General features: G+C 72.5%; 25 protein-coding genes. 16 read left to right on the forward strand and 9 right to left on the reverse strand.

Annotated features, from left to right (window positions below; genetic code table 11):
• On the reverse strand, positions 1–1,498 hold a 1,498-nt coding region (locus tag G6W55_RS24565), incomplete at its 3' end, for a sugar ABC transporter ATP-binding protein (protein WP_175523011.1).
• Between the two features lie 256 nt (positions 1,499–1,754).
• On the opposite strand from G6W55_RS24565, the gene rhaI reads away from it, so the two are divergent.
• The 6 genes from rhaI to G6W55_RS24595 all read left to right on the forward strand — a co-directional run bounded on the left by rhaI (position 1,755) and on the right by G6W55_RS24595 (position 9,464).
• Positions 1,755–2,915 carry an L-rhamnose isomerase gene (rhaI, locus tag G6W55_RS24570; RefSeq protein ID WP_175523012.1) on the forward strand — a complete coding sequence of 387 codons (1,161 nt, stop codon included), beginning with the start codon at positions 1,755–1,757 and terminating at the stop codon, positions 2,913–2,915.
• A 118-nt stretch (positions 2,916–3,033) separates the two neighbouring features.
• The gene (locus G6W55_RS24575) at positions 3,034–5,073 is read left to right on the forward strand and encodes a bifunctional aldolase/short-chain dehydrogenase (protein WP_175523013.1); all 2,040 of its coding nucleotides are present in this window, start codon (positions 3,034–3,036) and stop codon (positions 5,071–5,073) included.
• A gap of 53 nt (positions 5,074–5,126) precedes the next feature.
• Entirely contained in the window at positions 5,127–6,530 is a 1,404-nt protein-coding gene (locus G6W55_RS24580; protein ID WP_175523014.1) for a rhamnulokinase family protein, read from the forward strand.
• 71 nt (positions 6,531–6,601) lie between these two features.
• Complete coding sequence (locus tag G6W55_RS24585; protein ID WP_175523015.1) at positions 6,602–7,363, forward strand: (Fe-S)-binding protein; 762 nt, start codon at positions 6,602–6,604, stop codon at positions 7,361–7,363.
• Positions 7,360–8,838 (forward strand): LutB/LldF family L-lactate oxidation iron-sulfur protein, encoded by a 1,479-nt coding sequence (locus G6W55_RS24590; RefSeq protein ID WP_175523016.1) that lies wholly within the window; start codon positions 7,360–7,362, stop codon positions 8,836–8,838. The genes G6W55_RS24585 and G6W55_RS24590 overlap by 4 nt, the downstream gene beginning before the upstream one ends.
• Positions 8,835–9,464, forward strand: coding sequence for an LUD domain-containing protein (locus tag G6W55_RS24595; RefSeq protein ID WP_175523017.1), 630 nt, complete (start codon positions 8,835–8,837; stop codon positions 9,462–9,464). The genes G6W55_RS24590 and G6W55_RS24595 overlap by 4 nt, the downstream gene beginning before the upstream one ends.
• A gap of 26 nt (positions 9,465–9,490) precedes the next feature.
• Here G6W55_RS24595 and G6W55_RS24600 read toward each other — a convergent pair whose 3' ends face one another.
• Complete coding sequence (locus tag G6W55_RS24600; RefSeq protein WP_175523018.1) at positions 9,491–10,069, reverse strand: hypothetical protein; 579 nt, start codon at positions 10,067–10,069, stop codon at positions 9,491–9,493.
• A gap of 152 nt (positions 10,070–10,221) precedes the next feature.
• On the opposite strand from G6W55_RS24600, the gene G6W55_RS24605 reads away from it, so the two are divergent.
• The gene (locus tag G6W55_RS24605; RefSeq protein WP_175523019.1) at positions 10,222–11,079 is read left to right on the forward strand and encodes a MoxR family ATPase; all 858 of its coding nucleotides are present in this window, start codon (positions 10,222–10,224) and stop codon (positions 11,077–11,079) included.
• A complete protein-coding gene (locus tag G6W55_RS24610; protein ID WP_175523020.1) occupies positions 11,076–12,431 on the forward strand; it encodes a VWA domain-containing protein in 1,356 nt (451 codons plus the stop codon). The genes G6W55_RS24605 and G6W55_RS24610 overlap by 4 nt, the downstream gene beginning before the upstream one ends.
• An 11-nt stretch (positions 12,432–12,442) precedes the next feature.
• Here the strand turns inward: G6W55_RS24610 and G6W55_RS24615 are convergent, their stop codons facing one another.
• The 3 genes from G6W55_RS24615 to G6W55_RS24625 form a co-directional block, all read right to left on the reverse strand.
• A complete protein-coding gene (locus G6W55_RS24615) occupies positions 12,443–12,808 on the reverse strand; it encodes a cupin domain-containing protein (RefSeq protein ID WP_175523021.1) in 366 nt (121 codons plus the stop codon).
• 140 nt (positions 12,809–12,948) lie between these two features.
• Complete coding sequence (locus G6W55_RS24620; RefSeq protein ID WP_175523022.1) at positions 12,949–13,923, reverse strand: pyridoxal-phosphate dependent enzyme; 975 nt, start codon at positions 13,921–13,923, stop codon at positions 12,949–12,951.
• The gene (locus G6W55_RS24625; protein ID WP_175523023.1) at positions 13,920–14,648 is read right to left on the reverse strand and encodes a transcriptional regulator; all 729 of its coding nucleotides are present in this window, start codon (positions 14,646–14,648) and stop codon (positions 13,920–13,922) included. The genes G6W55_RS24620 and G6W55_RS24625 overlap by 4 nt, the downstream gene beginning before the upstream one ends.
• Before the next feature lie 217 nt (positions 14,649–14,865).
• Here G6W55_RS24625 and G6W55_RS24630 point away from each other — a divergent pair, with 217 nt between their 5' ends.
• Positions 14,866–15,684, forward strand: a complete 819-nt coding sequence (locus tag G6W55_RS24630; protein ID WP_175523024.1) for an SAM-dependent methyltransferase — start codon at positions 14,866–14,868, stop codon at positions 15,682–15,684.
• Between the two features lie 15 nt (positions 15,685–15,699).
• Here G6W55_RS24630 and G6W55_RS24635 read toward each other — a convergent pair whose 3' ends face one another.
• The 3 genes from G6W55_RS24635 to G6W55_RS24645 all read right to left on the reverse strand — a co-directional run bounded on the left by G6W55_RS24635 (position 15,700) and on the right by G6W55_RS24645 (position 17,458).
• Positions 15,700–16,131 carry a DUF3224 domain-containing protein gene (locus G6W55_RS24635; RefSeq protein WP_175523025.1) on the reverse strand — a complete coding sequence of 144 codons (432 nt, stop codon included), beginning with the start codon at positions 16,129–16,131 and terminating at the stop codon, positions 15,700–15,702.
• A gap of 48 nt (positions 16,132–16,179) precedes the next feature.
• A complete protein-coding gene (locus G6W55_RS24640; protein WP_175523026.1) occupies positions 16,180–17,094 on the reverse strand; it encodes a helix-turn-helix transcriptional regulator in 915 nt (304 codons plus the stop codon).
• Between the two features lie 121 nt (positions 17,095–17,215).
• Positions 17,216–17,458 carry a DUF397 domain-containing protein gene (locus G6W55_RS24645; protein WP_030791718.1) on the reverse strand — a complete coding sequence of 81 codons (243 nt, stop codon included), beginning with the start codon at positions 17,456–17,458 and terminating at the stop codon, positions 17,216–17,218.
• A gap of 130 nt (positions 17,459–17,588) precedes the next feature.
• Here G6W55_RS24645 and G6W55_RS24650 point away from each other — a divergent pair, with 130 nt between their 5' ends.
• The 6 genes from G6W55_RS24650 to G6W55_RS24675 all read left to right on the forward strand — a co-directional run bounded on the left by G6W55_RS24650 (position 17,589) and on the right by G6W55_RS24675 (position 21,122).
• Complete coding sequence (locus G6W55_RS24650) at positions 17,589–18,038, forward strand: ATP-binding protein (RefSeq protein ID WP_175523027.1); 450 nt, start codon at positions 17,589–17,591, stop codon at positions 18,036–18,038.
• A gap of 10 nt (positions 18,039–18,048) precedes the next feature.
• Entirely contained in the window at positions 18,049–18,528 is a 480-nt protein-coding gene (locus tag G6W55_RS24655; protein WP_254876431.1) for a hypothetical protein, read from the forward strand.
• Between the two features lie 73 nt (positions 18,529–18,601).
• Positions 18,602–19,567, forward strand: a complete 966-nt coding sequence (locus G6W55_RS24660) for a pirin family protein (RefSeq protein ID WP_175523028.1) — start codon at positions 18,602–18,604, stop codon at positions 19,565–19,567.
• A gap of 103 nt (positions 19,568–19,670) precedes the next feature.
• Positions 19,671–20,153 carry a MarR family winged helix-turn-helix transcriptional regulator gene (locus G6W55_RS24665; protein WP_175523029.1) on the forward strand — a complete coding sequence of 161 codons (483 nt, stop codon included), beginning with the start codon at positions 19,671–19,673 and terminating at the stop codon, positions 20,151–20,153.
• Entirely contained in the window at positions 20,150–20,674 is a 525-nt protein-coding gene (locus tag G6W55_RS24670) for a MarR family transcriptional regulator (protein ID WP_217687319.1), read from the forward strand. The genes G6W55_RS24665 and G6W55_RS24670 overlap by 4 nt, the downstream gene beginning before the upstream one ends.
• A gap of 64 nt (positions 20,675–20,738) precedes the next feature.
• Positions 20,739–21,122, forward strand: coding sequence for a tetratricopeptide repeat protein (locus tag G6W55_RS24675; protein WP_175523030.1), 384 nt, complete (start codon positions 20,739–20,741; stop codon positions 21,120–21,122).
• Positions 21,123–21,226: 104 nt separating this feature from the next.
• On the opposite strand, the gene G6W55_RS24680 is transcribed toward G6W55_RS24675, so the two are convergent.
• Positions 21,227–22,627, reverse strand: a complete 1,401-nt coding sequence (locus G6W55_RS24680; RefSeq protein ID WP_175523031.1) for a PepSY domain-containing protein — start codon at positions 22,625–22,627, stop codon at positions 21,227–21,229.
• 135 nt (positions 22,628–22,762) lie between these two features.
• Here G6W55_RS24680 and G6W55_RS24685 point away from each other — a divergent pair, with 135 nt between their 5' ends.
• The gene (locus tag G6W55_RS24685; RefSeq protein WP_175523032.1) at positions 22,763–23,434 is read left to right on the forward strand and encodes a peptide deformylase; all 672 of its coding nucleotides are present in this window, start codon (positions 22,763–22,765) and stop codon (positions 23,432–23,434) included.
• Positions 23,435–23,438: the final 4 nt, after the last annotated feature.

The following is a 23,438-nucleotide window of genomic DNA, read 5'->3' on the forward strand; positions in this document are numbered from 1 at the left end:
TGGCTGCGGCCATCACGGTCTCCTCGGTGGCGTCGGAGCGGGGGATCTCGGCGGTGAGCCGGCCCTCGTGCATCACCAGCACGCGGTCGGCCATGCCGAGGATCTCGGGCAGGTCGGAGGAGATCATCAGGACGGCGACCCCGTCGGCGGCGAGTTCGCCGAGCAGCCGGTGGACCTCGGCCTTGGTGCCGACGTCGATGCCCCGGGTGGGCTCGTCGACGATCAGCACCTTGGGGCCGGTGGCGAGCCATTTGGCGAGGACGACCTTCTGCTGGTTGCCGCCGGACAGGGTGTTGACGGTGTCGGCGATCCGGGCGTACTTCACCTGGAGCTTGACCGCCCAGTCCAGCGAGCGCCGGCGTTCGGCGCCGCGGTCCATCAGACCGGCCCGCGCGGTGGTGCGCAGTCCGGTGAGGCCGATGTTGCGCTCGATCGACAGGTCCATCACCAGGCCCTGGGCGCGGCGGTCCTCGGGAACGAGCGCCAGCCCTGCGGCCATGGCGGTGGAGGGGGCGCCGTTGGTGAGCGGACGGCCGTCCACGACGACCTCCCCGGCGTCGCGGCGGTCGATGCCGAACACCGCGCGGGCCACCTCGGTGCGGCCGGCGCCGACGAGTCCGGCCAGGCCCACGATCTCGCCGCGCCGGACCTCGAAGGAGACGTCGGTGAAGACGCCCTCCCGGGTCAGCCGGCGGACGCTGAGGGCGACCTCGCCGGGGGCGACGTCCTGTTTGGGGTACAGCTCGTCGAGGTCGCGGCCCACCATCCGGCGGACCAGGTCGTCCTCGGTCATGCCGGCCAGCGGCTCACTGGCGATCCAGGCGCCGTCGCGCAGGGTCGTCACCCGCTCGCAGATCTCGAAGATCTCCTCCAGCCGGTGGGAGATGAACAGCACGGCGGCGCCCTGCTCGCGCAGGGTGCGCACCACGCCGAAGAGGCGGGCGACCTCGCTGCCGGTGAGCGCGGCGGTCGGCTCGTCCATGATCAGGACGCGGGCGTCGAAGGAGAGCGCCTTGGCGATCTCCACGATCTGCTGGTCGGCGATGGACAGGCCGCGCGCCGGCCGGTCGGGGTCGAGGGCGACGCCGAGCCGGGCCATCAGGGCGGCGGTCGCCACGTGCGTGGCCCTGTGGTCGATCCGGCCGAGCGAACGCCGGGGCCGTCGGCCCATGAAGATGTTCTCGGCGATCGAGAGGTCGGGGAAGAGCGTCGGCTCCTGGTAGATCACGGCGATCCCGGCGGCGCGGGCGTCGCCGGGGCCGTGGAAGACGACGGGCTCGCCGTCGAGCAGCACCCGGCCGGCGTCCGGCCGGTGCACCCCGGCGAGGGTCTTGATCAGGGTCGACTTGCCCGCGCCGTTCTCCCCGGCGAGGGCGTGCACCTCGCCGGGGAACAGCTCCAGGGAGACGCCCCGCAGGGCGCGTACGGCTCCGAAGGACTTGGCGACGTCCCGCAGCGCCAGGACCGGGGCCGGTCCCGGGTCGGACGGGTGGGTCATGGGTGGCTCCTCGACGGCGTCCGGGGCCGGCCCCTTCGAGCGGCCACGACGTCGTGAAAGGTTTCAACTGGATTGCCGGGACGTTAGGCATGCGGGGCATGTCACGTCAATGGGTGCGTCTCGAAAAGTTTTCGACAGCCGAAGGCCAAGCGGCGACTGAGAAGAACGGACGCGGCGGAGGGGGTTGACACTCGTGCGGCAGGCTCATAGCTTCCCGTTCTGAATCGTTTCACCGAACACGTTTCAGGAGCCCTCAGTGACCGACCTCGCCGCGGTGAAAGCCGCGCTGAAGACCCAGGCCGTCGAGACGCCGTCGTGGGCGTACGGGAACTCGGGGACCCGCTTCAAGGTGTTCACACAACCCGGCGTGCCGCGCACCCCGCGGGAGAAGCTCGACGACGCGGCGCAGGTGCACGCGTTCACCGGCGTGGCCCCGACCGTCGCCCTGCACATCCCCTGGGACAGGGTGGAGGACTACGCCGCCCTCGCCAAGCACGCCGAGGACCGCGGGGTCCGGCTGGGCGCGATCAACTCGAACACCTTCCAGGACGACGCCTACAAGCTGGGCAGCGTCTGCCATCCCGACCCGGCGGTGCGCCGCAAGGCCGTCGGCCATCTGCTGGAGTGCGTCGACATCATGGACGCGACGGGCTCCACCGACCTCAAGCTGTGGTTCGCCGACGGCACCAACTACCCCGGGCAGGACGACATCCGGGCCCGGCAGGACCGGCTCGCCGAGAGCCTCGCCGAGGTCTACGAGCGGCTCGGGGACGGTCAGCGGATGCTGCTGGAGTACAAGCTCTTCGAACCGGCCTTCTACACGACCGACGTACCGGACTGGGGCACGGCCTACGCGCACTGTCTGAAGCTCGGGCCGAAGGCGCAGGTGGTCGTGGACACCGGGCACCACGCGCCGGGCACCAACATCGAGTTCATCGTCGCCACGCTGCTGCGCGAGGGCCGGCTCGGCGGCTTCGACTTCAACTCGCGCTTCTACGCCGACGACGACCTGATGGTGGGCGCCGCCGACCCCTTCCAGCTCTTCCGGATCATGTACGAGGTCGTACGCGGCGGCGGGTTCACGCCCGACGTGGCGTTCATGCTCGACCAGTGCCACAACATCGAGGCGAAGATCCCGGCGATCATCCGGTCCGTGATGAACGTGCAGGAGGCCACGGCGAAGGCGCTGCTGGTCGACCGGGACGCGTTGGCGGCCGCGCAGGCGGCGGGGGACGTGCTGGAGGCCAACGCGGTGCTGATGGATGCCTACGACACGGATGTGCGGCCGCTGCTGCGGGAGGTGCGGTCGGAGATGGGGCTGGATCCTGAGCCGCTCGCCGCGTATCGGCGGTCGGGGTGGGCGGAGCGGGTTGTCGCCGAGCGGGTGGGGGGAGAGCAGGCCGGCTGGGGTGCGTGAGCGTCCCGCGTTGTCGTTCTGTCGCGTTGCGGGTGCGGGGCCGTTGTGGCTGGTCGCGCAGTTCCCCGCGCCCCTGAAGTAACTCCGCTCACCGTCTCCTGAAAAGTTGAGGATCTTCATGTCCACCCATCCCGAAGCCGCCGCTCTCCTTGCGCGGTCCCGTCGGCTCGGTGCCGATCCCCGCAACACCAACTACGCCGGCGGGAACGCCTCCGCCAAGGGCAGCGGAACCGATCCCGTCACCGGGTCGGACGTCGAGCTGATGTGGGTGAAGGGGTCCGGCGGAGATCTCGGCACGCTCACCGAGGACGGGCTCGCCGTGCTGCGGCTCGACCGGCTGCGGGCGTTGCGGGACGTCTACCCCGGCGTCGACCGCGAGGACGAGATGGTCGCCGCCTTCGACTACTGCCTGCACGGCAAGGGCGGGGCGGCGCCGTCCATCGACACCGCCATGCACGGGCTCGTCGAGGCCGCCCATGTCGACCATCTGCACCCGGACTCCGGGATCGCGCTGGCCTGCGCCGCCGACGGCGAGAAGCTGACCGCCGAGTGCTTCGGCGACACCGTCGCCTGGGTGCCCTGGCGGCGTCCCGGATTCCAGCTCGGCCTGGACATCGCCGCCGTCAAGGCCGCCCATCCGCGGGCCGTCGGAGTGATCCTCGGCGGGCACGGCATCACCGCCTGGGGCGACACCGCCGAGGAGTGCGAGCGCAACTCCCTGCACATCATCCGCACGGCGGAGGCGTTCCTCGCCGAGCGCGGGAAGGCGGAGCCCTTCGGCGCCGTCGTCGAGGGCTACGAGGCGCTGCCCGAGGGCGAGCGCCGGGCGCGGGCCGCCGCGCTCGCGCCGTACGTCCGCGCGATCGCCTCCCAGGACCGGCCGCAGGTCGGGCACTTCGCCGACCCCGAGGCCGTCCTCGACTTCCTGGCGCGGGCCGAGCACCCCCGGCTCGCCGCCCTCGGTACCTCCTGCCCTGACCACTTCCTGCGCACCAAGGTGCGGCCGCTGGTCCTCGATCTGCCGCCGACGGTTCCGCTGGAGGACGCGGTCGCCCGGCTGAAGGAGCTGCACGCCGCGTACCGCGAGGAGTACACCGCCTACTACCGGCGGCACGCCGAGCCCGGCTCCCCCGCGATGCGCGGCGCCGATCCGGCGATCGTGCTGGTGCCGGGCGTGGGCATGTTCTCCTTCGGCAAGGACAAGCAGACCGCCCGGGTCGCGGGCGAGTTCTACGTCAACGCGGTCAACGTGATGCGCGGCGCCGAGGCGGTGTCCACGTACGCGCCGATCGAGGAGCGGGAGAAGTTCCGCATCGAGTACTGGGCGCTGGAGGAGGCCAAGCTGCGGCGGATGCCGAAGCCCAAGGCGCTGGCCGGCCGGGTGGCGCTGGTGACGGGCGCGGGCAGCGGGATCGGGAAGGCGATCGCGGGCCGGCTCGTCGCCGAGGGCGCCTGTGTCGTCGTCGCCGATGTGAACGCCGGGAGCGCCGACGCCGTCGCCGCGGACCTGGGCGGGCCAGACCGGGCCGTCGCCGTGACCGTGGACGTCACGTCCGAGGAGCGGATCGCGGACGCCTTCGCCGCCGCCTCGCTGGCCTTCGGCGGCGTCGACCTGGTGGTCAACAACGCCGGAATCTCCATCTCCAAGCCGCTCCTTGAGACTTCGGCCCGGGACTGGGATCTCCAGCACGACATCATGGCCCGCGGCTCCTTCCTGGTGTCGCGGGAGGCGGCCCGGACGATGATCGCGCAGGGTCTTGGCGGGGACATCGTCTACATCGCCTCGAAGAACGCCGTCTTCGCCGGTCCGAACAACATCGCCTACTCCGCCACCAAGGCCGACCAGGCCCATCAAGTAAGGCTTCTCGCCGCAGAGTTGGGCGAGCACGGCATCCGTGTCAACGGCGTCAACCCCGACGGTGTGGTGCGCGGCTCCGGGATCTTCGCGGGCGGCTGGGGTGCCCAGCGGGCGGCGACCTACGGCATCGAGGAGGAGAAGCTCGGCGAGTTCTACGCGCAACGGACCCTCCTCAAGCGGGAGGTGCTGCCCGAGCACGTCGCCAACGCCGTGTTCGCGCTGACGGGCGGCGAACTCTCCCACACCACCGGACTGCACGTCCCCGTCGACGCGGGTGTGGCGGCCGCGTTCCTCCGGTGACGGCCGTGCGGTCGTACGCCGCGGTCGACCTCGGTGCGTCCAGCGGGCGCGTCATGGCCGGCCGAGTCGGGCCGGACACACTGGAGTTGACGGAGGCTCACCGTTTCCCCAACCGGCCGGTGCGGGTGCCGGAGGGGCTGCGCTGGGACGTGCTGGCGCTGTACGCCGGTGTCCTGGACGGGCTGAAGGCGGCCGGGGCCCTCGCGGGCGGGCGGCTCGACTCGGTCGGCATCGACAGTTGGGCCGTGGACTACGGTCTGCTGGACACCCGAGGGGCCCTCATCGGCAACCCGGTGCACTACCGCGACTCCCGCACGGAGGGCGTCGCGGAGAAGGTGTGGGCGACCGTCCCGGCGGCCGAGCTGTACGCCACGACCGGGCTCCAGTACGCGCCGTTCAACACCCTGTACCAGATGACGGCCGACCGTGAGGCGGGCCGACTGGCCCACGCCGAACGGCTGTTGCTCGTCCCCGACCTGCTGTCGTACTGGCTCACCGGCGAGCAGGGCACCGAGCTGACCAACGCCTCCACCACCCAGCTCGTCGACCCGCGCACCCGCACCTGGGCGCACGGTCTCGCCGCCCGGCTGGGCATCGACCTGGGGCTGTTCGCGCCGCTGCGGCAGCCCGGCGACCCGGCCGGGGTGCTGCGGCCCGAGGTGCTGGCGGAGACCGGGCTGACCGGGCCCGTGCCCGTGACGGCCGTCGGCTCGCACGACACCGCGTCGGCCGTCGCCGCCGTCCCCGCGACCGGTGAGCGGTTCGCGTACATCTGCACCGGCACCTGGTCCCTGGCCGGCCTGGAGCTGGACGCGCCCGTGCTCACCGAGGAGAGCCGCGCCGCCAACTTCACCAACGAACTCGGCCTGGACGGCACGGTCCGCCATCTGCGCAACATCATGGGCCTGTGGCTGCTCCAGGAGTGCGTACGGGAATGGGGCGACCCCGACCTCGGCACCCTGCTGCGGGCGGCCGCCGAGGCCCCGGCGCTGCGGTCGGTGGTGGACGCGCAGGACGCGGCGTTCCTCGCGCCCGGCCGGATGCCCGAGCGGATCGCCGAGGCGTGCCGGGCGTCGGGACAGCCGGTGCCGGGCACGCCCGCCGAGATCACCCGCTGCGTCCTGGACTCCCTGGCCCTGGCGCACCGGCGGGCGGTCGAGGACGCGCAACGGCTCGCGGACCGGCCCGTGGACGTCGTCCACATCGTCGGCGGCGGCACCCGTAACGCCCTGCTGTGCCGGCTCACCGCGGACGCCTGCGGGCTGCCGGTGGTGGCGGGCCCCACGGAGGCGGCCGCGCTCGGCAATGTGCTCGTCCAGGCGCGGGCGCACGGGCTCGTCGGCGACCGCGCCGGCCTGCGCCGGCTGGTCGCCCGCACCCAGCCGCTCACCCGCTACGAGCCGGGCGGCGACGCCGGACGCTGGCGCGAGGCGGCGGACCGGCTCGCCGTACGGTGAGCCACGGCCTCCGCGCGGCGTCCCGCCGCACTACCCTGCATCCGTCCGACGACCGATCACGAGGAGCCGCGATGCGTGTCGCCCTGTTCCTGACCTGCGTCAACGACACGCTGTACCCGGAAACCGGCCGTGCCGTGGTGACGTTGCTGACCCGGCTGGGCGTCGAGGTCGACTTCCCGGCGGCCCAGACCTGCTGCGGGCAGGCCCACTACAACACCGGCTACCGCCACCAGGCCGAACCCCTGGCCCGGCATTTCGCCGAGGTCTTCGGGGAGTACGACGCGATCGTCACCCCCTCGGGCTCCTGCGGGGCGATGGTGCGGGAGCTGTACCCGCGCCTGGGCGAACGGGCCCGGGCGGAGGGGCGCGGGGGCGGCCTGGCCACGGCCCTGGCGCCGGTGGTGCCGAAGACGTACGAATTGACGGAGTTCCTGGTGGACGTGGTCGGGGTGACGGACGTCGGCGCGTACTACCCGCACACGGTGACCTACCACCCGACCTGTCACGGACTGCGCGGCCTGGGACTCGGGGACCGGCCCCTTCGGCTGCTCCGGGCCGTCAAGGGGCTGGAGTTGGTGGAGCTGCCGGGGGCCGAGGAGTGCTGCGGCTTCGGCGGCACGTTCGCGCTGAAGAACGCGGACGTGTCGGCGGCGATGGGCACGGACAAGGTGCGCAGCGCCGAGTCGACGGGCGCCGAGGTGCTGTGCGCGGCCGACAACTCGTGTCTGATGCACCTCGGCGGGACCATGGCCCGGCTGAGGTCGGGCCTCAGACCGGTGCACATCGCGGAGATCCTGGCGGGCACGGAAGAGGACGCGGAGGCCGGGCGATGAGCGGCACGTTCGTCGGGATGCCGGCGTTCCCGGAGGCCGCGCGGGCCGCCGTGGCCGATGCGAGGCTGCGCGGGAATCTGCGGCACGCCACGCACACCATCCGCGCCAAGCGGGCCAGGGCGGTCGCCGAGGTCTCCGACTGGGCGGAGCTGCGGGAGGCCGGCAAGCGGATCAAGGACCACACGCTGCGTCATCTCGACCGGTATCTCGTGCAGTTGGAGGAGAGAGTCACGGCGGCGGGCGGCACCGTCCACTGGGCGGCCGACGCGGAGGACGCCAACCGGATCGTCGTCGAACTGGTGCGGGAGACCGGCGAGTCGGAGGTCGTCAAGGTCAAGTCGATGGCCACCCAGGAGATCGGGCTCAACGAGGCGCTCGAAGCCTCGGGCATCCGGGCCTACGAGACCGATCTCGCCGAGCTGATCGTCCAGTTGGGCGAGGACCGGCCCTCGCACATCCTCGTCCCGGCCATCCACCGCAACCGCGCTGAGATCCGGGACATCTTCCGGCGGGAGATGAGCGAGTGGGGGCGCCCGGCCCCGGAAGGCCTCACCGACAGTCCGGCCGAACTCGCCGAGGCGGCCCGGCTCCATCTGCGCGAGAAGTTCCTGCGCGCCAAGGTCGGTGTGTCCGGGGCCAATTTCATGGTCGCGGAGACCGGCACGCTGGTCGTCGTGGAGTCCGAGGGCAACGGGCGGATGTGTCTGACCCTGCCCGAGACGCTGATCTCCGTCGTCGGCATCGAGAAGACCGTGCCGACCTGGCGGGACCTGGAGGTCTTCCTCCAGACCCTGCCCCGCTCCTCCACCGCCGAGCGCATGAACCCGTACACGTCGACCTGGACGGGCACCACGGACGGCGACGGACCCACCGCCTTCCATCTGGTGCTGCTGGACAACGGCCGCACCGACACCCTCGCCGACGAGGTCGGCCGCCAGGCGCTGCGCTGCATCCGCTGCTCGGCCTGCCTGAACGTCTGCCCGGTGTACGAACGGGCCGGCGGCCATGCCTACGGCTCGGTGTACCCGGGTCCGATCGGCGCGATCCTCAGCCCCCAACTGCGGGGCACGGCGAGCGAGATCGACGCCTCGCTGCCGTACGCCTCCTCGCTGTGCGGCGCCTGTTACGAGGTGTGCCCGGTCGCCATCGACATCCCCGAGGTGCTGGTGCATCTGCGGGAGCGGGTCGTGGAGGGCGGTCCGGTGGTCCGGGAGGGGAACAAGGTCGTGCTGAGGCCGGCCAAGGGGCACGCCGCCGAGCGGGCGGCGATGCGGGCGGCCCGCTGGGCCTTCGCCCGCCCCGGCGCGCTGCGGGCCGGCCAGCGGCTGGCCTCCCGCACCCGCCGGCTGCATCCGCGCACGCTGCCCGGCCCCGGCAAGGCGTGGACGGCCACGCGCGAACTGCCCGCCGTCCCGCCGGAACCGTTCCGCGACTGGTGGCGACGGACCGGCGGCGGCAAGGAGGGCGGCAAGTGAGCGGCAGGGAACGGATCCTGGGCCGGGTGCGGCGCGCGCTGGCCGACGCGCCGGACGTGCCCGCGCCGGTCGAGCGGACGTATCTGCGGGCGCACGGCGATCTCGACGCCGGGCGGACGGTGGACCTGCTGGCGGCGAACCTCGCGGACTACCGGGCCCTGGTGCACAGGTGCCCGCCCGACGAACTCCCTTCCGTGATCGGCCGGTTGCTTGCGGCACGCGGGGCGGGGTCGGTGGTGGTGCCGCCGGGACTGGATCCGGAGTGGCTCGCGGAGACGGACGCGCGGCGGGTCGAGGATCTCGCGCGGGACACCCCGTACGAGCTGGACCGGGTGGACAGCGTGGTCACGGCGTGCGCGGTGGCGATCGCCGAGACCGGGACGATCGTGCTGGACGGCGGCCCGGACCAGGGCCGGCGCCGGATCACCCTGGTCCCCGACCACCACGTGTGCGTGGTGCGGGTACCCGGCCAGGTCGTCTCCTCGGTCCCCCAGGCCCTCGAACGGCTCGACCCCGCCCGCCCCTTGACCTGGATCTCGGGTCCGTCGGCCACCAGTGACATCGAACTGGACCGGGTGGAGGGGGTGCACGGTCCACGCACCCTGGAGGTGATCCTCGTCGGCTGACCCACGGCACACGGGCCGCTCCCGGCCTACGACCAGGTGATGGCGCGGCCGTACCGCAGGGAGTACTGGGCGGCACGGAGGTACACCGCCGTGTAGAACGCGGTCGCCAGGTCGTCGGCCCAGGGGCCCGGCCGGGCCGGTGCGGCGCGCTCCGCGTCGCCGTCCAGGAACCACAGGGTCAGTTCGAGGTTGCCGAAGGTCGCCGGGACGAGGTCAAGGGGCAGCGCGAGGGCGGCGGCGAGCCGCTCGGCGAGGGCGAGGCCGTACGGGGCGCCGACCACCAGCGTCTCGTCGGTGTACGGGGAGCCGAAGGGCAGCGTGATGCCCTCCGGGAGCGCGCACGGCACCAGGACCGTCCAGCCGAGGAGGTTCTCGCGCTCCTCGGCGGTGAGCGTGGCCCGGCACAGCGCGTCGAAACCGTCCATCGGCGGGCTCATCTTCTCCTCGAACCAGCCCGGAGGTTCCTCTCCGGTCGCCCGCGGTGCGTACGGCGGCAGGCCGCGCCGCTCCAGCTCCGTGTTCAGGGCCGCGGCGAGGTCTCCGTGGCCGCCCTCCCCGGTGTCGGTCCAGTCCTGCGCGTCGACGCTCACGAGATACACACCCATGCCCGCACGCTAACGGGCGGCACCGACAACGGGTCGGCGAGCGCATCGACAAGCGCATCGACAAGCGCGGTGAACAAGCGCTTAGATAGTGCCCGTGCGTGCCGCCGCGCACGCCCATGTCACCGGCCACGACCCACCGCACGGAGGCCCCGTTGTTCACGTCCGTCGACGATGTCTCCGCCCGGCTCGCCGAGACCGGCTATCTGGCCTCCCCCGCCGTCGCCACGACCGTCTTCCTCGCCGACCGGCTCGGGAAGCCGCTCCTGGTGGAGGGTCCGGCCGGGGTCGGAAAGACGGAACTCGCCAAGGCCGTCGCCCAGGTGGCCGGGGCCCGGCTGGTGCGTCTCCAGTGCTACGAGGGCGTCGACGAGTCCCGGGCGCTGTACGAGTGGAACCACGCCAAGCAGTTGCTGCGGATCAGCGCGGGCCGCGACGAGTCCTGGGACGAGACCCGTACCGACGTCTTCAGCGAGGAGTTCCTGCTCCCCCGCCCGCTGCTCACCGCGATCCGCGGCGACGAGCCGACGGTCCTGCTGATCGACGAGACCGACAAGGCGGACGTCGAGATGGAGGGCCTGCTCCTGGAGGTGCTCAGCGACTTCCAGGTCACCGTGCCGGAGCTGGGCACGATCACCGCGACCCGCCGCCCCTTCGTCGTCCTCACCTCCAACGCCGGACGGGAGCTGTCGGAGGCGCTGCGCCGCCGCTGTCTGTTCCTCCACATCGGCTTCCCCGAGGAGGAGTTGGAGCGCCGGATCGTCCGGCTGAAGGTGCCCGGCATCGACGCGGCGCTCGCCGAGTCCGTGGTCCGGGTGGTGGGCGCGCTGCGCGCGATGGACCTGCGCAAGGTGCCCTCGGTGGCCGAGACGATCGACTGGGCACGCACCCTCCTCGCCCTGGGCGCGGGCACGCTGGACGAGACCGTCGTACGGCAGACCCTGGGCGTGATCCTCAAGCATCAGGAGGACGTCCAGAAGGCCGGGGCCAAGCTCGACCTGGACGCGGTGTGAGCGCGCCGGACACCGCGGACCGGCTGGTCGGCCTCGTCGCCGCGCTGCGCGCGCACGGGGTGCGCATCGGCACTGGTGAGACGGTCGACGCGGCCGGGGCGGCGACGGCGCTGGGGTTCGAGGACCGGGGGCTGCTGCGCGAGGGACTGGCCGCGACGCTGCTGCACTCCCCCGACCAGCGGCGGCTGTTCGACACGGTCTTCGATCTCTACTTCCCGCACGGCGTGGGCGCGCCCGAGGAGCGGTCCGGCGACCGGGACGATCTGCGCGACCGGCTGGCCCGGGCGCTGGCCGACGACGACCGGGCGGCGCTGGCCCGGCTGGCGATCGAGGCGGTCGACGGGCTGGGCGGGTACGGGAGTTCACCGGGGGCGGACGGCTTCTCGTCGTACCAGACCCTCGAACGGCTGCGGCCGCAGACGCTGTTGGCGCGGGTGCGGGACGACATCCGGGCGCGCGGCGAGGGCGGCGGCTTCGCCGACCGGCTCCTGGAGGACGAGATCCGGCGCCGTATCGAGGCGTTCCGCACGCTGGTGGCGACGGAGGCGCGGCGCCGGGTGGCCGAGCGGCGGGGGCGGGACGAGATCGCGCGGCGCGCGGTGGCGCCGACCGCGGACCGCGTCGACTTCCTGTACGCCGGGAGGGACCGGCTGGCCGAACTGCGGCGCACTGTGCAGCCGTTGGCGCGCAAGCTGGCCACGCGGATGGCCGCGCGCCGGCGCCGGGCGGCGCGCGGCACGATCGATCTGCGCCGGACGCTGCGCGGTTCGCTGTCGACGGGCGGGGTGCCGATGCGGCCGGTGCTGCGCCGACGGCGCCCGTCGCGTCCCGAACTGGTGCTGCTGTGCGATGTGTCGGGCTCGGTGGCGGGTTTCTCGGACTTCACGATGCTGCTGGTGCAGGCGCTGCACGACCAGTTCGCCAAGGTGCGGGTCTTCGCGTTCGTCAACCGGGTCGACGAGGTGACCGGCTTCCTGCGGCACGGCGCCGCCGACCCGTCGGGTCTGGGTGCCGTGATCCAGGCGGAGGCGCGGCTGACGGCGTATCACGGCAGCAGCGACTACGGCATGGCGCTGGGCGAGTTCACGGAGCGGTACGGCATGGCGGTGGGCCCGCGCACGACGGTGTTCGTGCTGGGGGACGCCCGGACGAACATGAGCGACCCGAACCTGGCGGCCCTGCGGCGGATCGGCGAACAGGCCCGCCGCGTCCACTGGTTGAACCCGGAGCCGCGCTCGCTGTGGGGCACGGGTGATTCGGCCGCCCCGGAGTACGCCGAGCTGGTCGCGATGCACGAGTGCCGCAACGCCCGCCAACTCGGCGCGCTGATCGGCCGGTTGCTTCCGGTGTGAGCGGAACGCGCTCAGTCGTCCTTGGCCTTCGCGTACTCCTTGGCCATGGTGCCGGCGAAATCGTAGACCACGCACTGCTCGTCGCCCACGACCCAGGCGTCATGCCCGGGCGGGATCACGAAGACGTCCCCGGGGCCCACTTCGCTCTCGCCGCCGTCGTCCATGCGGACCTGCATCCGGCCGGAGACCACATAGCCGTTGTGGTGGACGGTACAGCTCTCGGTGCCCGCGATCGGGGCGATGGACTCGGACCAGCGCCATCCCGGTTCGAAGGTGGCCATGGCGAAGTCGAGCCCCGTCAGATGGACGGCCTCGATGTGCCCGCGGGGGAAATCCCGCCGCTCGTCCGGCTTGTCGAGCGTCTTCACTTCCATCATGACGCTCCTCCCTTCCGGCCGTGCCTGATCACGGCCGGGGCCGGTCTCCCCGGCGGCCCTGGGCGTCGCCGGTCGGGGGCCGCACCCCACCTTCCATGGTCCGCCCGCGGCGGAGGCCCCGCCAACCCGTGACCGGCCGCTCAGCCCGCCCCGCCGCACAGCTCCGCGAACCGTCCGGCGTCGATGTTGCCGCCGGAGACGATCACCCCGATCCGGCGGGGCGGCGGGCCGACACGGCCGGACAGCAGGGCGGCCAGCGGGGTGGCGCCGCTCGGCTCCATGACGATCTTCAGCCGCTCGAAGGCGAAGCGCATCGCGGCGCGGATCTCGTCGTCGCTCACCAGGGCGATCCCGTCGACGAGCCGCCGGTTGACCTCGAAGGTCAGCTCGCCCGGTGTGGACAGGGCCTGCCCGTCGGCGATGGTGTGCGGCACCGGGATCTCGACGCGCCGGCCCGCCTCCAGCGACCGCAGGGTGTCGTCCCCGGTGTCCGGCTCGACGCCGACGACCCGGACGCCAGGCCGGAGCCCCTTGGCCGCGGTGGCGCTCCCGGCGATCAGCCCGCCGCCGCCGACCGGCGCGAGCAACAGGTCCAACTCGCCCACTTCCTCGATCAGTTCGAGGGCGGCGGTGCCCTGTCCCGCCATGACGTGCGGATGCTCGTAGGGCGGGACGAGGGTGAGGCCCCGGTCGGCGGCGAGCGCCTCGGCGATGGCCACCCGGTCGCCGGTGTAGCGGTCGTACGTGACGATCTCGGCGCCGTACCCCTCGGTGGCCGCCCGCTTGGAGCGCGGGGCGTCCTCGGGCATGACGATCACGGCGGTGGTGCCCAGTTCCCGGGCGGCGAGGGCGACGGCCTGGGCGTGGTTGCCGGACGAGTAGGTGGCGATGCCCCGGGCCAGTTGCGCGGGGGTGAGCCGGGAGGCCGCGTTGTAGGCGCCGCGGAACTTGAAGGCGCCGACCCGCTGGAAGTTCTCGCACTTCAGATGCACCTCGGCGCCGACGAGGGCGTCCAGGGTGCGGGAGCGCAGGACGGGGGTGCGGTGGGCGACGCCCTTGAGCCGGGCGGCCGCGTCACGCACGTCGTCGAGGGTGATCGGCAGGGGGGTGGTCACGGGTGTGCTCCCTGAGAGGTGTCGTCGGTACCGGCGGGGGCGTCGGAGGCGGCCGCCCTGGACTGCGCGAGATAGCTGTAGGCGGAGGCGCGGGAGATGCCGAGGCGGGCGGCGACCTGCTCGATCGCCCGGCGCACGGCGAACACGCCCCGTTCGTCCAGCCCGCGGAACAGCGCGAGCCGCCGCCCGCGGTCGAGCCCGGCCCAGGTCTGGTCCCGGCCCCGCAGCGGGGCGTCGAGGAGCGCGTCGAGCAGGGCCTCCACGACGGAGTCGATGTCGTCGCCGAAGGTCGTCACCGGGGCGTCGGGCAGGGCGGGAGGACCGATGGGGCCGGCGAGCGCGTCGAGGAGCCCGCGCACCCGGTCGACCTCGGTGACGTCCACGTTGACGCACAGCGCGCCGAACACCGCGCCCGTGGAGTCGCGCAGCACCATCGTGGACGACTTCACCAGCCGGCCGTCACCGGTACGGGTGACGTAGTTCAGTTCGTGCTCGGCGGTGTCGCCGCGGGCGAGCATCCGCATGCCGATCTCGCTCATCGCACCGCCGACCGTGCGCCCGGTCACCGTGCCCGCGACGGCGACGACGGACCGCTCGGGGCGCCGGTAGTCGTGCAGCACCACCTCGCACACCGGTCCGAACGTCGCCGCGATGCCGTCCACGACGGGCGCGAGCGCCCGCAGGATCGCGTCCCGCTCGGTGTCCCGGGGGTCCGCACCGGCCATCCGTCCTCCTCCGCCTCACTGCCCACCACCGCACTGCCCGACCCCCTCGATTAGACCATGGGTCCAAGCTTTGGACCAGCAGTCCAGTGTGGCGCCCCGAAGGTCGACACCTTCACGGGAACCACCGATCAAGAGGGGTGGTGGGGCCAATTGCCGTTTCCCTAGGATGGGTTGTCGACCGCGCCGGCACCGGCACGGCTGGGAGCTGGGGGAAGAGATGCAGTCAGGAAAGCCTCTGTCCACGAAGATCGACGCCACGGTTCCGACGGCCGCGCGCATGTACGACCACTATCTCGGCGGCAAGGACAACTACGCGGCGGACCGCGCCGCCTGCGAGGAGCTGGACAAGGTCGTCCCCAGCACCCGCGCCCTCGCGCTGAACAACCGGCGCTTCCTCCAGCGGGTCGTGCGGACGCTGACGCAGGAGTTCGGCATCCGGCAGTTCCTGGACCACGGATCCGGTCTGCCCACGCAGAACAACGTCCACCAGGTCGCCCAGAGCATCGACCCGACCGCGCACGTCGTCTACGTGGACAACGACCCGATGGTCCTCGTCCACGGCCGGGCCCTGCTGGAGCAGGACGAGCGCACCACGGTCATCCACGCCGACATGCGCGAGACGGAGGCGATCTTCACGCACCCGGACACCGAGCGACTGATCGACTTCTCGCAGCCGGCGGCCGTGCTGTTCAACTCGGTGTTCCACTGCATCCCGGACAGCGAGACCGACGGTCCGCAGGCGGTGGTGCGCCGGGTGACCGAGCGTCTGGCGCCCGGGAGTTTCCTGGTGATGTGCCAACTGGTCAGCGAGGACCCGAAGGTGCGCGAGTTCGTCACCGACTTCATGGACCAGGCCACGCAGGGGCACTGGGGCCGGGTGCGCCAGGAGAAGGACGTGGCCCGGCTGTTCGACGGGCTGGAGATCCTCGAACCTGGCCTGGTGGAGGTCTCCACCTGGCGCCCCGACACCGAGGTGGCGCCCCGTCAGCTCACCCAGGAGTGGATCGAGTTCGGCGGAGCGGGACGCCTCGGCTAGACCGGTTCAGGGCCGCTACCGGGCCAGTTCGTAGTCGAACCAGACGCGGTGGGTGCCGTCCGGGTCGACGGCGATGCCTCCGGACCCGGTGATCCCGGCCAGTTCGTCCGTTCCGCTGCCCGGGACGACGACGAAGAACTCGCTCTGTCGGTCCTCGCCGGTGGTCGTCGCGGAGTGGGCGAAGTTGAAGGCGCCGGAGCGGCCGTGGAGCGTCCCCTCGAAGGACTCCATCGCGACATAGGTGCCCACGCCCTTCGCCTGGTCGAAGGCTGCCGTGAAGAGGGTGGCGGAGCGTCCGACGACCTCGCCCTCGAACTCCTTGCGCATCGTGGCGAGACCGACGGGCACCGCGGTCTGGATCTCCGGGCCCGGCGCCGAGGCGGGAGCGGTGCCGGGCGTCGGGGCAGGGGTGAAGTCGGCCACTGTGAAGGTTCCGGAAGCTCGCATGCCCGGATCGTATGCGGCACCACTGACAGCGGTGCCCGACCAGGGCCGTCAGCCGTAGCGGTGCGCCGCCGTCCCCTCCAGGAGGGCGAGGGACTCGCGCGGCTGGAGGGCCGCGTCGGCCAGGCGGTCCAGCGCGACCCGGTACTCCTCCGTCTCGTCCCGGTCCTCCAGGAACGTCGCGCTCCTGATCTGCTCCAGATAGACGACGTCGGGCAGATCGGCGCCGCCGAACCGCAGATAGGTGACCGGTATGGCGGGCGCCGAGGCGTGCGTGACGTCCAACGGCACGATCTGCACGGTGACATGAGGCAGCCGGGCCAGTTCGATGAGCCGCCCGAGCTGTTCGCGCATCACGTCACGGCTGCCCAGGACGCGCAGCAGCACCGACTCGTCGAGGATCGCCCACACCTGCGGGGCGTCCGGGCGGTGCAGCAGTTCGGTGCGGCGGGTGCGCAGCTCCACCCGGCGCTCGACCTCACGGCCCGGCGCCGACGGCAGCCCGCGCTCCACGACGGCCCGGGCGTAGGCGGGCGTCTGGAGCAGTCCGGGCACGTACTGCATCTCGAAGGTACGGATCGCGGTGGCCGCCTCCTGAAGTCCGACCAGCCGGTCGAACCACTCGGGCATCAGCCGTTTGTCGTAGCGCTGCCACCAACCCGGCTCGCCCGCCTGCCGCAGCAGACGCAGCAGGACCGACGCCTCGTGGCTGTCCGCCTCGTACAGCGTCAGCAGGGCGCGGACATCGGCCTCGGTGGGTGGGCGGCGGCCCTTGCCCGCCTCGATCCGGGACAGCTTGGCCGGGCTGAACCCGAGCATCCTGGCCGCCTGTTCCTGGGCCAGGCCGGCGTCCTCCCGCATACCCGCCAACTGAACGCCGACCAGCATTTTGAGCAAGGTCGGGGCGGGCTCCGCCCGGTTCAGATACGGTTCAAGACGGGAGACGCGAGGCAACTCGGCAGACATCCTGACTCCCCGTGGACCGGCAGACGACAGACCCAGTATCGCATCCGACGCCCACCGACCGCACGGAGCAAGGCAATTGAGTTCACCGGGCGTGCCACGACCGGCCCGCCCGGGCGTGTGCTCAGATCAGGTGGTCGAATTCGCCGCCCTTCGCCCCGGCCACGAACGCGGCGACCTCGGCCGGTGTGTACACCAGCGCGGGCCCGTGGGGATCACGGGAGTTGCGCAGTGCCACACCTCCTCCGTCGAGGGCCGCGACCTCGACGCAGTTGCCCTCCGCGTTGCTGTGACTGCTCTTGATCCAGCGGGCGTCCAGCGAACTCGCCCGCACTCCGTTCGGCACCGACTCCGGTACTGACGACATGGCAACTCTCCTCGCTCGTACGCGCAATTTCCCGTGAAATTGCACGAGGACATCGTCAGCGTGGATAATAGCGGTGTCGTCAACCGCACTTCTGGCGCCCCGTCCTGACGTCGCCTCAGGGAGATGCACCGTGTCGTCACCTGCGCAGTTCCGGAGCCTCGAGTCCGTCCTCGACTCACCCAGAACCGCCGCCCTGCACCTCACGGGCAGCCGGGAGGGTTTCACCGAGGCACGGCACTTCACCCATCGCACGCTGGACGCATGGTCGTTGGAGCACTGTGCCGACGACGCGGTCATGGTCGTCACCGAACTGGCCGCCAACGCCGTCCTGCACGGCCTTCCGCACAGCACGGGTGCCGTGGTCCGGCTCAGGCTCACCCTGCGCCGCTCCCACCTGATGTGCGCCGTCACCGATTCCAGCGACCGCCTGCCCGTCTACCCGTCCACCGACGACCCGCTGCTGGAGCACGGCCGCGGGCTGCACATCGTCGAAGCCCTCTCGGAACACTGGGGCTGGACCCGCCGCCGTCCCGCCGGCAAGACGGTCTGGGCGATGCTGCCGACCCGTACCCCCCTCTGACATGACTGCCATGAAGCCCACCGCCCCCCTCGACGCCCTGCAACACGTGCCGTGGCCCGAGATCAAGGACTCCACCGGGTCCGCCGCGGCCATCCCCGGACTGCTCACCACCGTCGCCCGCGGCGACGCCGACACGGCGGAGTCCGCGCTCGGTCAACTGCGCGGCCGGATCTGCCAGTACGGCTTCGTGGTGGACCAGGCGACGGCGGCCACCGTGCCCTTCCTCTGGGAACTCGTCCGGCTTCCGCAGGTCACCTGCCGCGCCGGGATCCTGCGACTGCTCAAGAGCATCGCCGACGCCCGGCAGTGGGAGGACACCGCCGCCGCCTACCCCAAGCTGCTGCGCCACCCCGACAACCATGTCGCCTGGGAGCGCCAGGCCCGGCTGGCCGTCCGCGCCCAGCGCGGGGTGCTGCGCGACCTGCTCGCCGAACGCGACACCGACATAGTGCGCGCCTCCACGGAACTGGCCGACGCCCTCAGCGACTGAGACCGGCGCACGGCACCTCGATACGGCCCGTTTCCTCGCGCACGGCCGGACCCGCGACCGCTAGGTTGGCCGTATGAGCAACCTTGACCGGGCGCCGGTGCCCAGCGTGTGCGGCGGGCGTGGATTCGTCGTCGCCGAACCCGTCCGCGAGCTGCTGAGTCCCCGGCATGTGAAGCTGGGCGGGTCCACCGAGGTGCGCCGGCTGCTGCCGAACCTCGGCCGGCGCATGATCGGCGCCTGGGCCTTCGTCGACCACTACGGCCCCGACGACATCGCCGACGAACCGGGCATGCAGGTGCCGCCGCACCCCCACATGGGGCTCCAGACCGTGAGCTGGCTGCACGAGGGCGAGGTGCTGCACCGCGACTCGACGGGCAGCCTCCAGACCATCCGGCCCCGGGAACTCGGGCTGATGACCTCGGGCCGCGCGATCAGCCACTCCGAGGAGAGCCCCCGCTCGCACGCCCGCTTCCTGCACGGCGCCCAGCTCTGGGTCGCCCTGCCCGACGCCCACCGGCACACCGACCCCCACTTCGAACACCACGCCGACCTGCCCACGGTCACCGCGCCCGGCCTCACGGCCACCGTCCTCCTCGGCGGCCTCGACGGCGCGACCTCGCCGGGAACGGCGTACACCCCCATCGTCGGCGCCGATCTCGCGCTCGCGCGGGGCACGGACGTACGGCTGCCGCTGGAGCCCGACTTCGAGTACGGCGTCCTCGCGATGTCCGGCGAGGTGCGGGTCGACGGGGTGCCGGTGCTTCCCGGGTCGATGCTCTACCTCGGCTGCGGCCGCACCGAACTCCCCCTGCGGGCCGAGTCCGACGCGGGCCTGATGCTGCTCGGCGGCGAGCCGTTCGAGGAGGAGCTGGTCATGTGGTGGAACTTCGTCGGCCGCTCCCAGGAGGAGATCGTCCAGGCCCGCGAGGACTGGGCCAAGGGCGACCGCTTCGGCGAGGTGCACGGCTACGACGGCGCCCCGCTCACCGCCCCCGAACTGCCCGCGACCCCGCTGAAGCCCCGGGGACGCGTGCGCTGACCCGGCTCCCGGCGGCCCGACAGCCCCGTCCGACGGGCCGCCCCGGCGCCGTGGATCACCCAAATGCTAGCCATGGACATAGTAGCCATGTAATGTATCGCCCATGAGCAAGGGTTCCGAACGGGCCACGCCGGGCTATCTCGTATGGCGGCTGTCGACGAAGTGGCGGGTGGCCGTCGACCGGGCGGTCGCACCACTGGGCCTCACCCACGCGCAGTACTCGCTGGTGGCGTCGCTGCACGGCATGCGGCGCGCCGGGGAGCGCCCCAGCCAGCGCCGACTGGCCGACCACACCGGGCTCGAACCGCTCTACGTCTCCAAGCTCGCGCGGGCTCTGGAGTCCGGCGGGCTGATCGAGCGCACCCGCGACCCCCGCGACCCCCGCGCCGTGCAACTGACCCTCACCGCACAGGGCGAGGAGGTCACCCGGCACGCGATCACGGTGGTCCACGGACTCCTGGAGCGGCTGCTGGAACCCCTCGGCGGCCTGGACAGCGCCCGCACCCGCACCTTCACGGACGAACTCGCGACCCTGCTCGACGTACCGCTCGACCTCACCGACGACCGGACCCAGGGGAAGCCATGACGAGCACGGCACACACCGACACCGACACCGACACCGACACCGACACCGACACCGACACCGACACCGACACCACGAACGACACCACCGCCCCTCCCGTCGACCCTCGCGTGATCGCCCTCGCGCACTACGCGAGCCGTGCCGTGCTGGAGCGCGTCATCGCACGGCACGGGCTCACCTTCGCGGAGCAGATCACCCTGCGAGCGGCCGCCGTGGACGGGCCGCTGGAGCGAGAGGCGCTCGCCGCCCGGATCAGCTCGGCCCTCAAGACCGACCCGGCGGACGCCTACGTCACGATCGGCGAACTGCTCGACAAGGGGCTCCTGTCGGCCGACGGTTCACGTGTCGCGGCATCGGACTCGGGGCGTGAACTCTTCGCCGCGGTCGGCGCCGAGACCGCCCCGATCACCGCCCGGATCTACGCGGGGACCCCGGCGGAGGATCTGGCGACCACGGGCCGGGTGCTCAGCCGGATCAGGCAGCGGGCCGAGGCGGAACTGGCCGCGCTCGACCCGTCGGCATAGCAGGATCCATGTAGTGGAATATTCAACCAGTCGTGCCGGTTGACGGCCTCGAAGGAGGTCACGAGTGGACACGACATACGAGGCGACGCACCAGGACACGTACGCGGACGGCTACTACGCCCACGGCACCCCGGCGGAGCGCTGGGAGCGGGCGGGGCTGTTCTTCGACGCGCGGGACTACACCGCCGCCGCGCGGGTGCTGGCCGGACTGGTCGAGGAGGTGCCGGAGCAGACCGGACCCCGGCTGCTGCTGGCCCGCGCCTACTACCACTCGGCCCAACTGCGGCGCGCCGAGACGGAGTTGCGGCGGATCGTGGAGCGTGACCCGGTGGAGGGGTACGCCCGGCTGATGCTCGGCCGCACCCTGGAGCGGCAGGGCCGGCACGACGAGGCGGCCCCGCATCTGCGGATCGCCTCCGCCCTGGCCGGGGAGTTCCCGGAGATCTGACGCGCAGAGCGCAGGCACAGGCGCAGGCGCTGGCGCAGACACAGCAAGGCACGGCACAGCACGCGGCGGCCCGGCGGGTGAACTCCCCGCCGGGCCGCCGCCGTTCACACCCGCTTCGCCCGCGTCGCCCGCCGGTGCGCGATCTCCCCGAGGACCACGTCCATGACGAGGAACGCGGCCAGCGGGATGCCGAGCAGCGGCACGAAGTAGCCGAGCACCGCGATCACCGCCATCAGCGGGACCAGGACGTACGGCGGGACCTGCGCCCAGGCGCCGCGCGGGATGGGCCGCCCGAACGAACCGCCCCGGCCGCGCTGCCACCACATCCGGTAGCCCCAGACGATCAGCAGGATCAGGGAGAGCGCGAGCAGCATCAGCAGGATCTGGTTGGCCAGGCCGAACAGCAGACCGGTGTGCAGGTCGATGCCCCAGCGGGTCAGCTTGGCGAGCACCGGGTACTCCTCGAACCGCAGGGTGTCGGTGACCCGCCCGGTGGCCGGGTCGACGGCGACCGTGTCCAGTTCGGTCGGCCAACCGCGCTGCACCTGACGGACCACGTACGCCGACTCGGCGTCCGGGGGCGTGACGATCTCGACCGGGTCGTCGAGGCCCTCGGCGCGGGCGGCCGACAGGACCTTGTCGAGCCCCACGCCGTGCTCGCCGTCCCCGCCGGCCGCCGAGGCCGCGCCGTGGCCGCCGTGCTCGCCGCCGCCCGCGGTGGCCGAGATCGACGGGGTGGCCTGGCGGAGCGAGGTGCGCAGCTCGTCGATGGTGGCGCCGGCGTACGTCGACCAGGTCAGACCGGTGGCGGAGAGGAAGAAGAAGCCGAGGGCGGCCCAGACGCCGACGGTGCCGTGCAGCCCCAGGGTGCGGCGCCGGCCGCTGGTGCCGCGGACCTTGCGCAGGGCGCGGCGGCGGGAGTACCAGAGCACGACGCCGCCGCCGGCGATCACCCACAGCCAGCTCGCGGCCAGTTCGCTGTAGAGCCGGCCGGTCTCCCCGAGGTGCAGATTGCGGTGGAGTTCGGAGATCCAGGTGCGCAGCGGCAGCGCTCCGCTCGACCCGTACTGCTCCAGGGAGCCGCGGACCTCTGCGGTGTAGGGGTCGACGAACACGGCGAGGGTGTGGTCGGGGTTCACGCCCGGCACGCCGGAGAGCAGCACCCGGGTGCTCGCGTCGGCCGCCGGGGACGGGCGGACCGCCGAGACCGTGCCCTCGGGGTGGACCTTGCGGGCCGCGGCCACCTGCTCCGAGACCGGCAGCTTGGTGTCGCCCACGGGCACGGTCGTCTCGTGCGCGTACACGAGCTTCTCGGCCTGGAACGAGCCGGCGTACAGGAAGCCGGTGACGGCGGCGACCAGCAGGAACGGGGCGACGAGCAGACCGGCGTAGAAGTGCAGACGCAGGATCAGCGGGCGCAGCGGTGCCCAGGGGCCGCGGCTGGGGGCCGCGGGCCCGGACTGTTTCGGGGCCTCGTCCGTGAGGGTCGAGGGAGCGGTGGACATGAGCGGGCCCTCCGGGGGCAGCAGGGGGACGATTTTCAGCCGTGACGGACCAGTAGTCGGGACGGACCCCGGTCGAGTTCCCGCCACTTCAAGTGACCTGCGTCACACACCTGGCGGTCATGGCATCCTGGGCCGATGGCACCGACCAGTCCCCGCACGCCCGGCTCCTCCGGCGCCCCGCTCGCCCCGCTCGCCGAACGGGTCGAGGAACTCCTCGCCCCCGGCGGCCCGTTGACCGTCGTCGCGGCCGGCGACCCGGTCCTGCGCGCCGGCACCGAGCGCTACGAAGGGCAGCTCGGCCCCGGCCTGCTGGCCCGGTTCGTCGAGGCGCTGCGGATCACCATGCACGCGGCGCCGGGCGTGGGGCTCGCCGCCCCGCAGGTCGGCGTGGGGCTGCGGATCGCCGTCATCGAGGACCCGGCGCCGGTGCCGGAGGAGGTGCGCCTGGCCCGCGGCCGGGTGCCGCAGCCGTTCCGGGTGCTGGTCAACCCGTCGTACACCGGCGTCGGTCCGGGCCGTGCCGCGTTCTACGAGGGCTGTCTGAGCGTGCCCGGGTACCAGGCGGTGGTGGCCCGGCACGCCGCGGTCCGGCTGACCGGCGAGGACGAGCAAGGGCGGGCCCTGGACGAGGAGTTCACCGGCTGGCCGGCCCGGATCGTGCAGCACGAGACCGACCATCTGGACGGCGCCCTCTACCTCGACCGGGCCGAACCGCGCTCGCTCAGCGCCCAGCACATCGCGCTGGAACGCTGGTCACAGCCCACCCCGGAGGCGGCGGCACGAGCCCTGGGCTTCGAACTCCCCTAGCGGA

The sequence above is a fragment of the Streptomyces sp. CAI-85 genome (genome assembly GCF_013363615.1).
Lineage (GTDB): Bacteria > Actinomycetota > Actinomycetes > Streptomycetales > Streptomycetaceae > Streptomyces > Streptomyces antibioticus_B.

Bases quoted from the DNA above. Each gene is read 5' to 3' on its own strand.
- G6W55_RS24575 (WP_175523013.1), top strand. From the start codon at position 3,034: ATGTCCACCCATCCCGAAGCCGCCGCTCTCCTTGCGCGGTCCCGTCGG.
- G6W55_RS24580 (WP_175523014.1), top strand. From the start codon at position 5,127: ATGGCCGGCCGAGTCGGGCCGGACACACTGGAGTTGACGGAGGCTCAC.
- G6W55_RS24585 (WP_175523015.1), top strand. From the start codon at position 6,602: ATGCGTGTCGCCCTGTTCCTGACCTGCGTCAACGACACGCTGTACCCG.
- G6W55_RS24590 (WP_175523016.1), top strand. From the start codon at position 7,360: ATGAGCGGCACGTTCGTCGGGATGCCGGCGTTCCCGGAGGCCGCGCGG.
- G6W55_RS24600 (WP_175523018.1), bottom strand. From the start codon at position 10,069: ATGGGTGTGTATCTCGTGAGCGTCGACGCGCAGGACTGGACCGACACC.
- G6W55_RS24615 (WP_175523021.1), bottom strand. From the start codon at position 12,808: ATGATGGAAGTGAAGACGCTCGACAAGCCGGACGAGCGGCGGGATTTC.
- G6W55_RS24625 (WP_175523023.1), bottom strand. From the start codon at position 14,648: ATGGCCGGTGCGGACCCCCGGGACACCGAGCGGGACGCGATCCTGCGG.
- G6W55_RS24630 (WP_175523024.1), top strand. From the start codon at position 14,866: ATGCAGTCAGGAAAGCCTCTGTCCACGAAGATCGACGCCACGGTTCCG.
- G6W55_RS24635 (WP_175523025.1), bottom strand. From the start codon at position 16,131: ATGCGAGCTTCCGGAACCTTCACAGTGGCCGACTTCACCCCTGCCCCG.
- G6W55_RS24640 (WP_175523026.1), bottom strand. From the start codon at position 17,094: ATGTCTGCCGAGTTGCCTCGCGTCTCCCGTCTTGAACCGTATCTGAAC.
- G6W55_RS24645 (WP_030791718.1), bottom strand. From the start codon at position 17,458: ATGTCGTCAGTACCGGAGTCGGTGCCGAACGGAGTGCGGGCGAGTTCG.
- G6W55_RS24655 (WP_254876431.1), top strand. From the start codon at position 18,049: ATGAAGCCCACCGCCCCCCTCGACGCCCTGCAACACGTGCCGTGGCCC.
- G6W55_RS24660 (WP_175523028.1), top strand. From the start codon at position 18,602: ATGAGCAACCTTGACCGGGCGCCGGTGCCCAGCGTGTGCGGCGGGCGT.
- G6W55_RS24665 (WP_175523029.1), top strand. From the start codon at position 19,671: ATGAGCAAGGGTTCCGAACGGGCCACGCCGGGCTATCTCGTATGGCGG.
- G6W55_RS24670 (WP_217687319.1), top strand. From the start codon at position 20,150: ATGACGAGCACGGCACACACCGACACCGACACCGACACCGACACCGAC.
- G6W55_RS24680 (WP_175523031.1), bottom strand. From the start codon at position 22,627: ATGTCCACCGCTCCCTCGACCCTCACGGACGAGGCCCCGAAACAGTCC.
- G6W55_RS24685 (WP_175523032.1), top strand. From the start codon at position 22,763: ATGGCACCGACCAGTCCCCGCACGCCCGGCTCCTCCGGCGCCCCGCTC.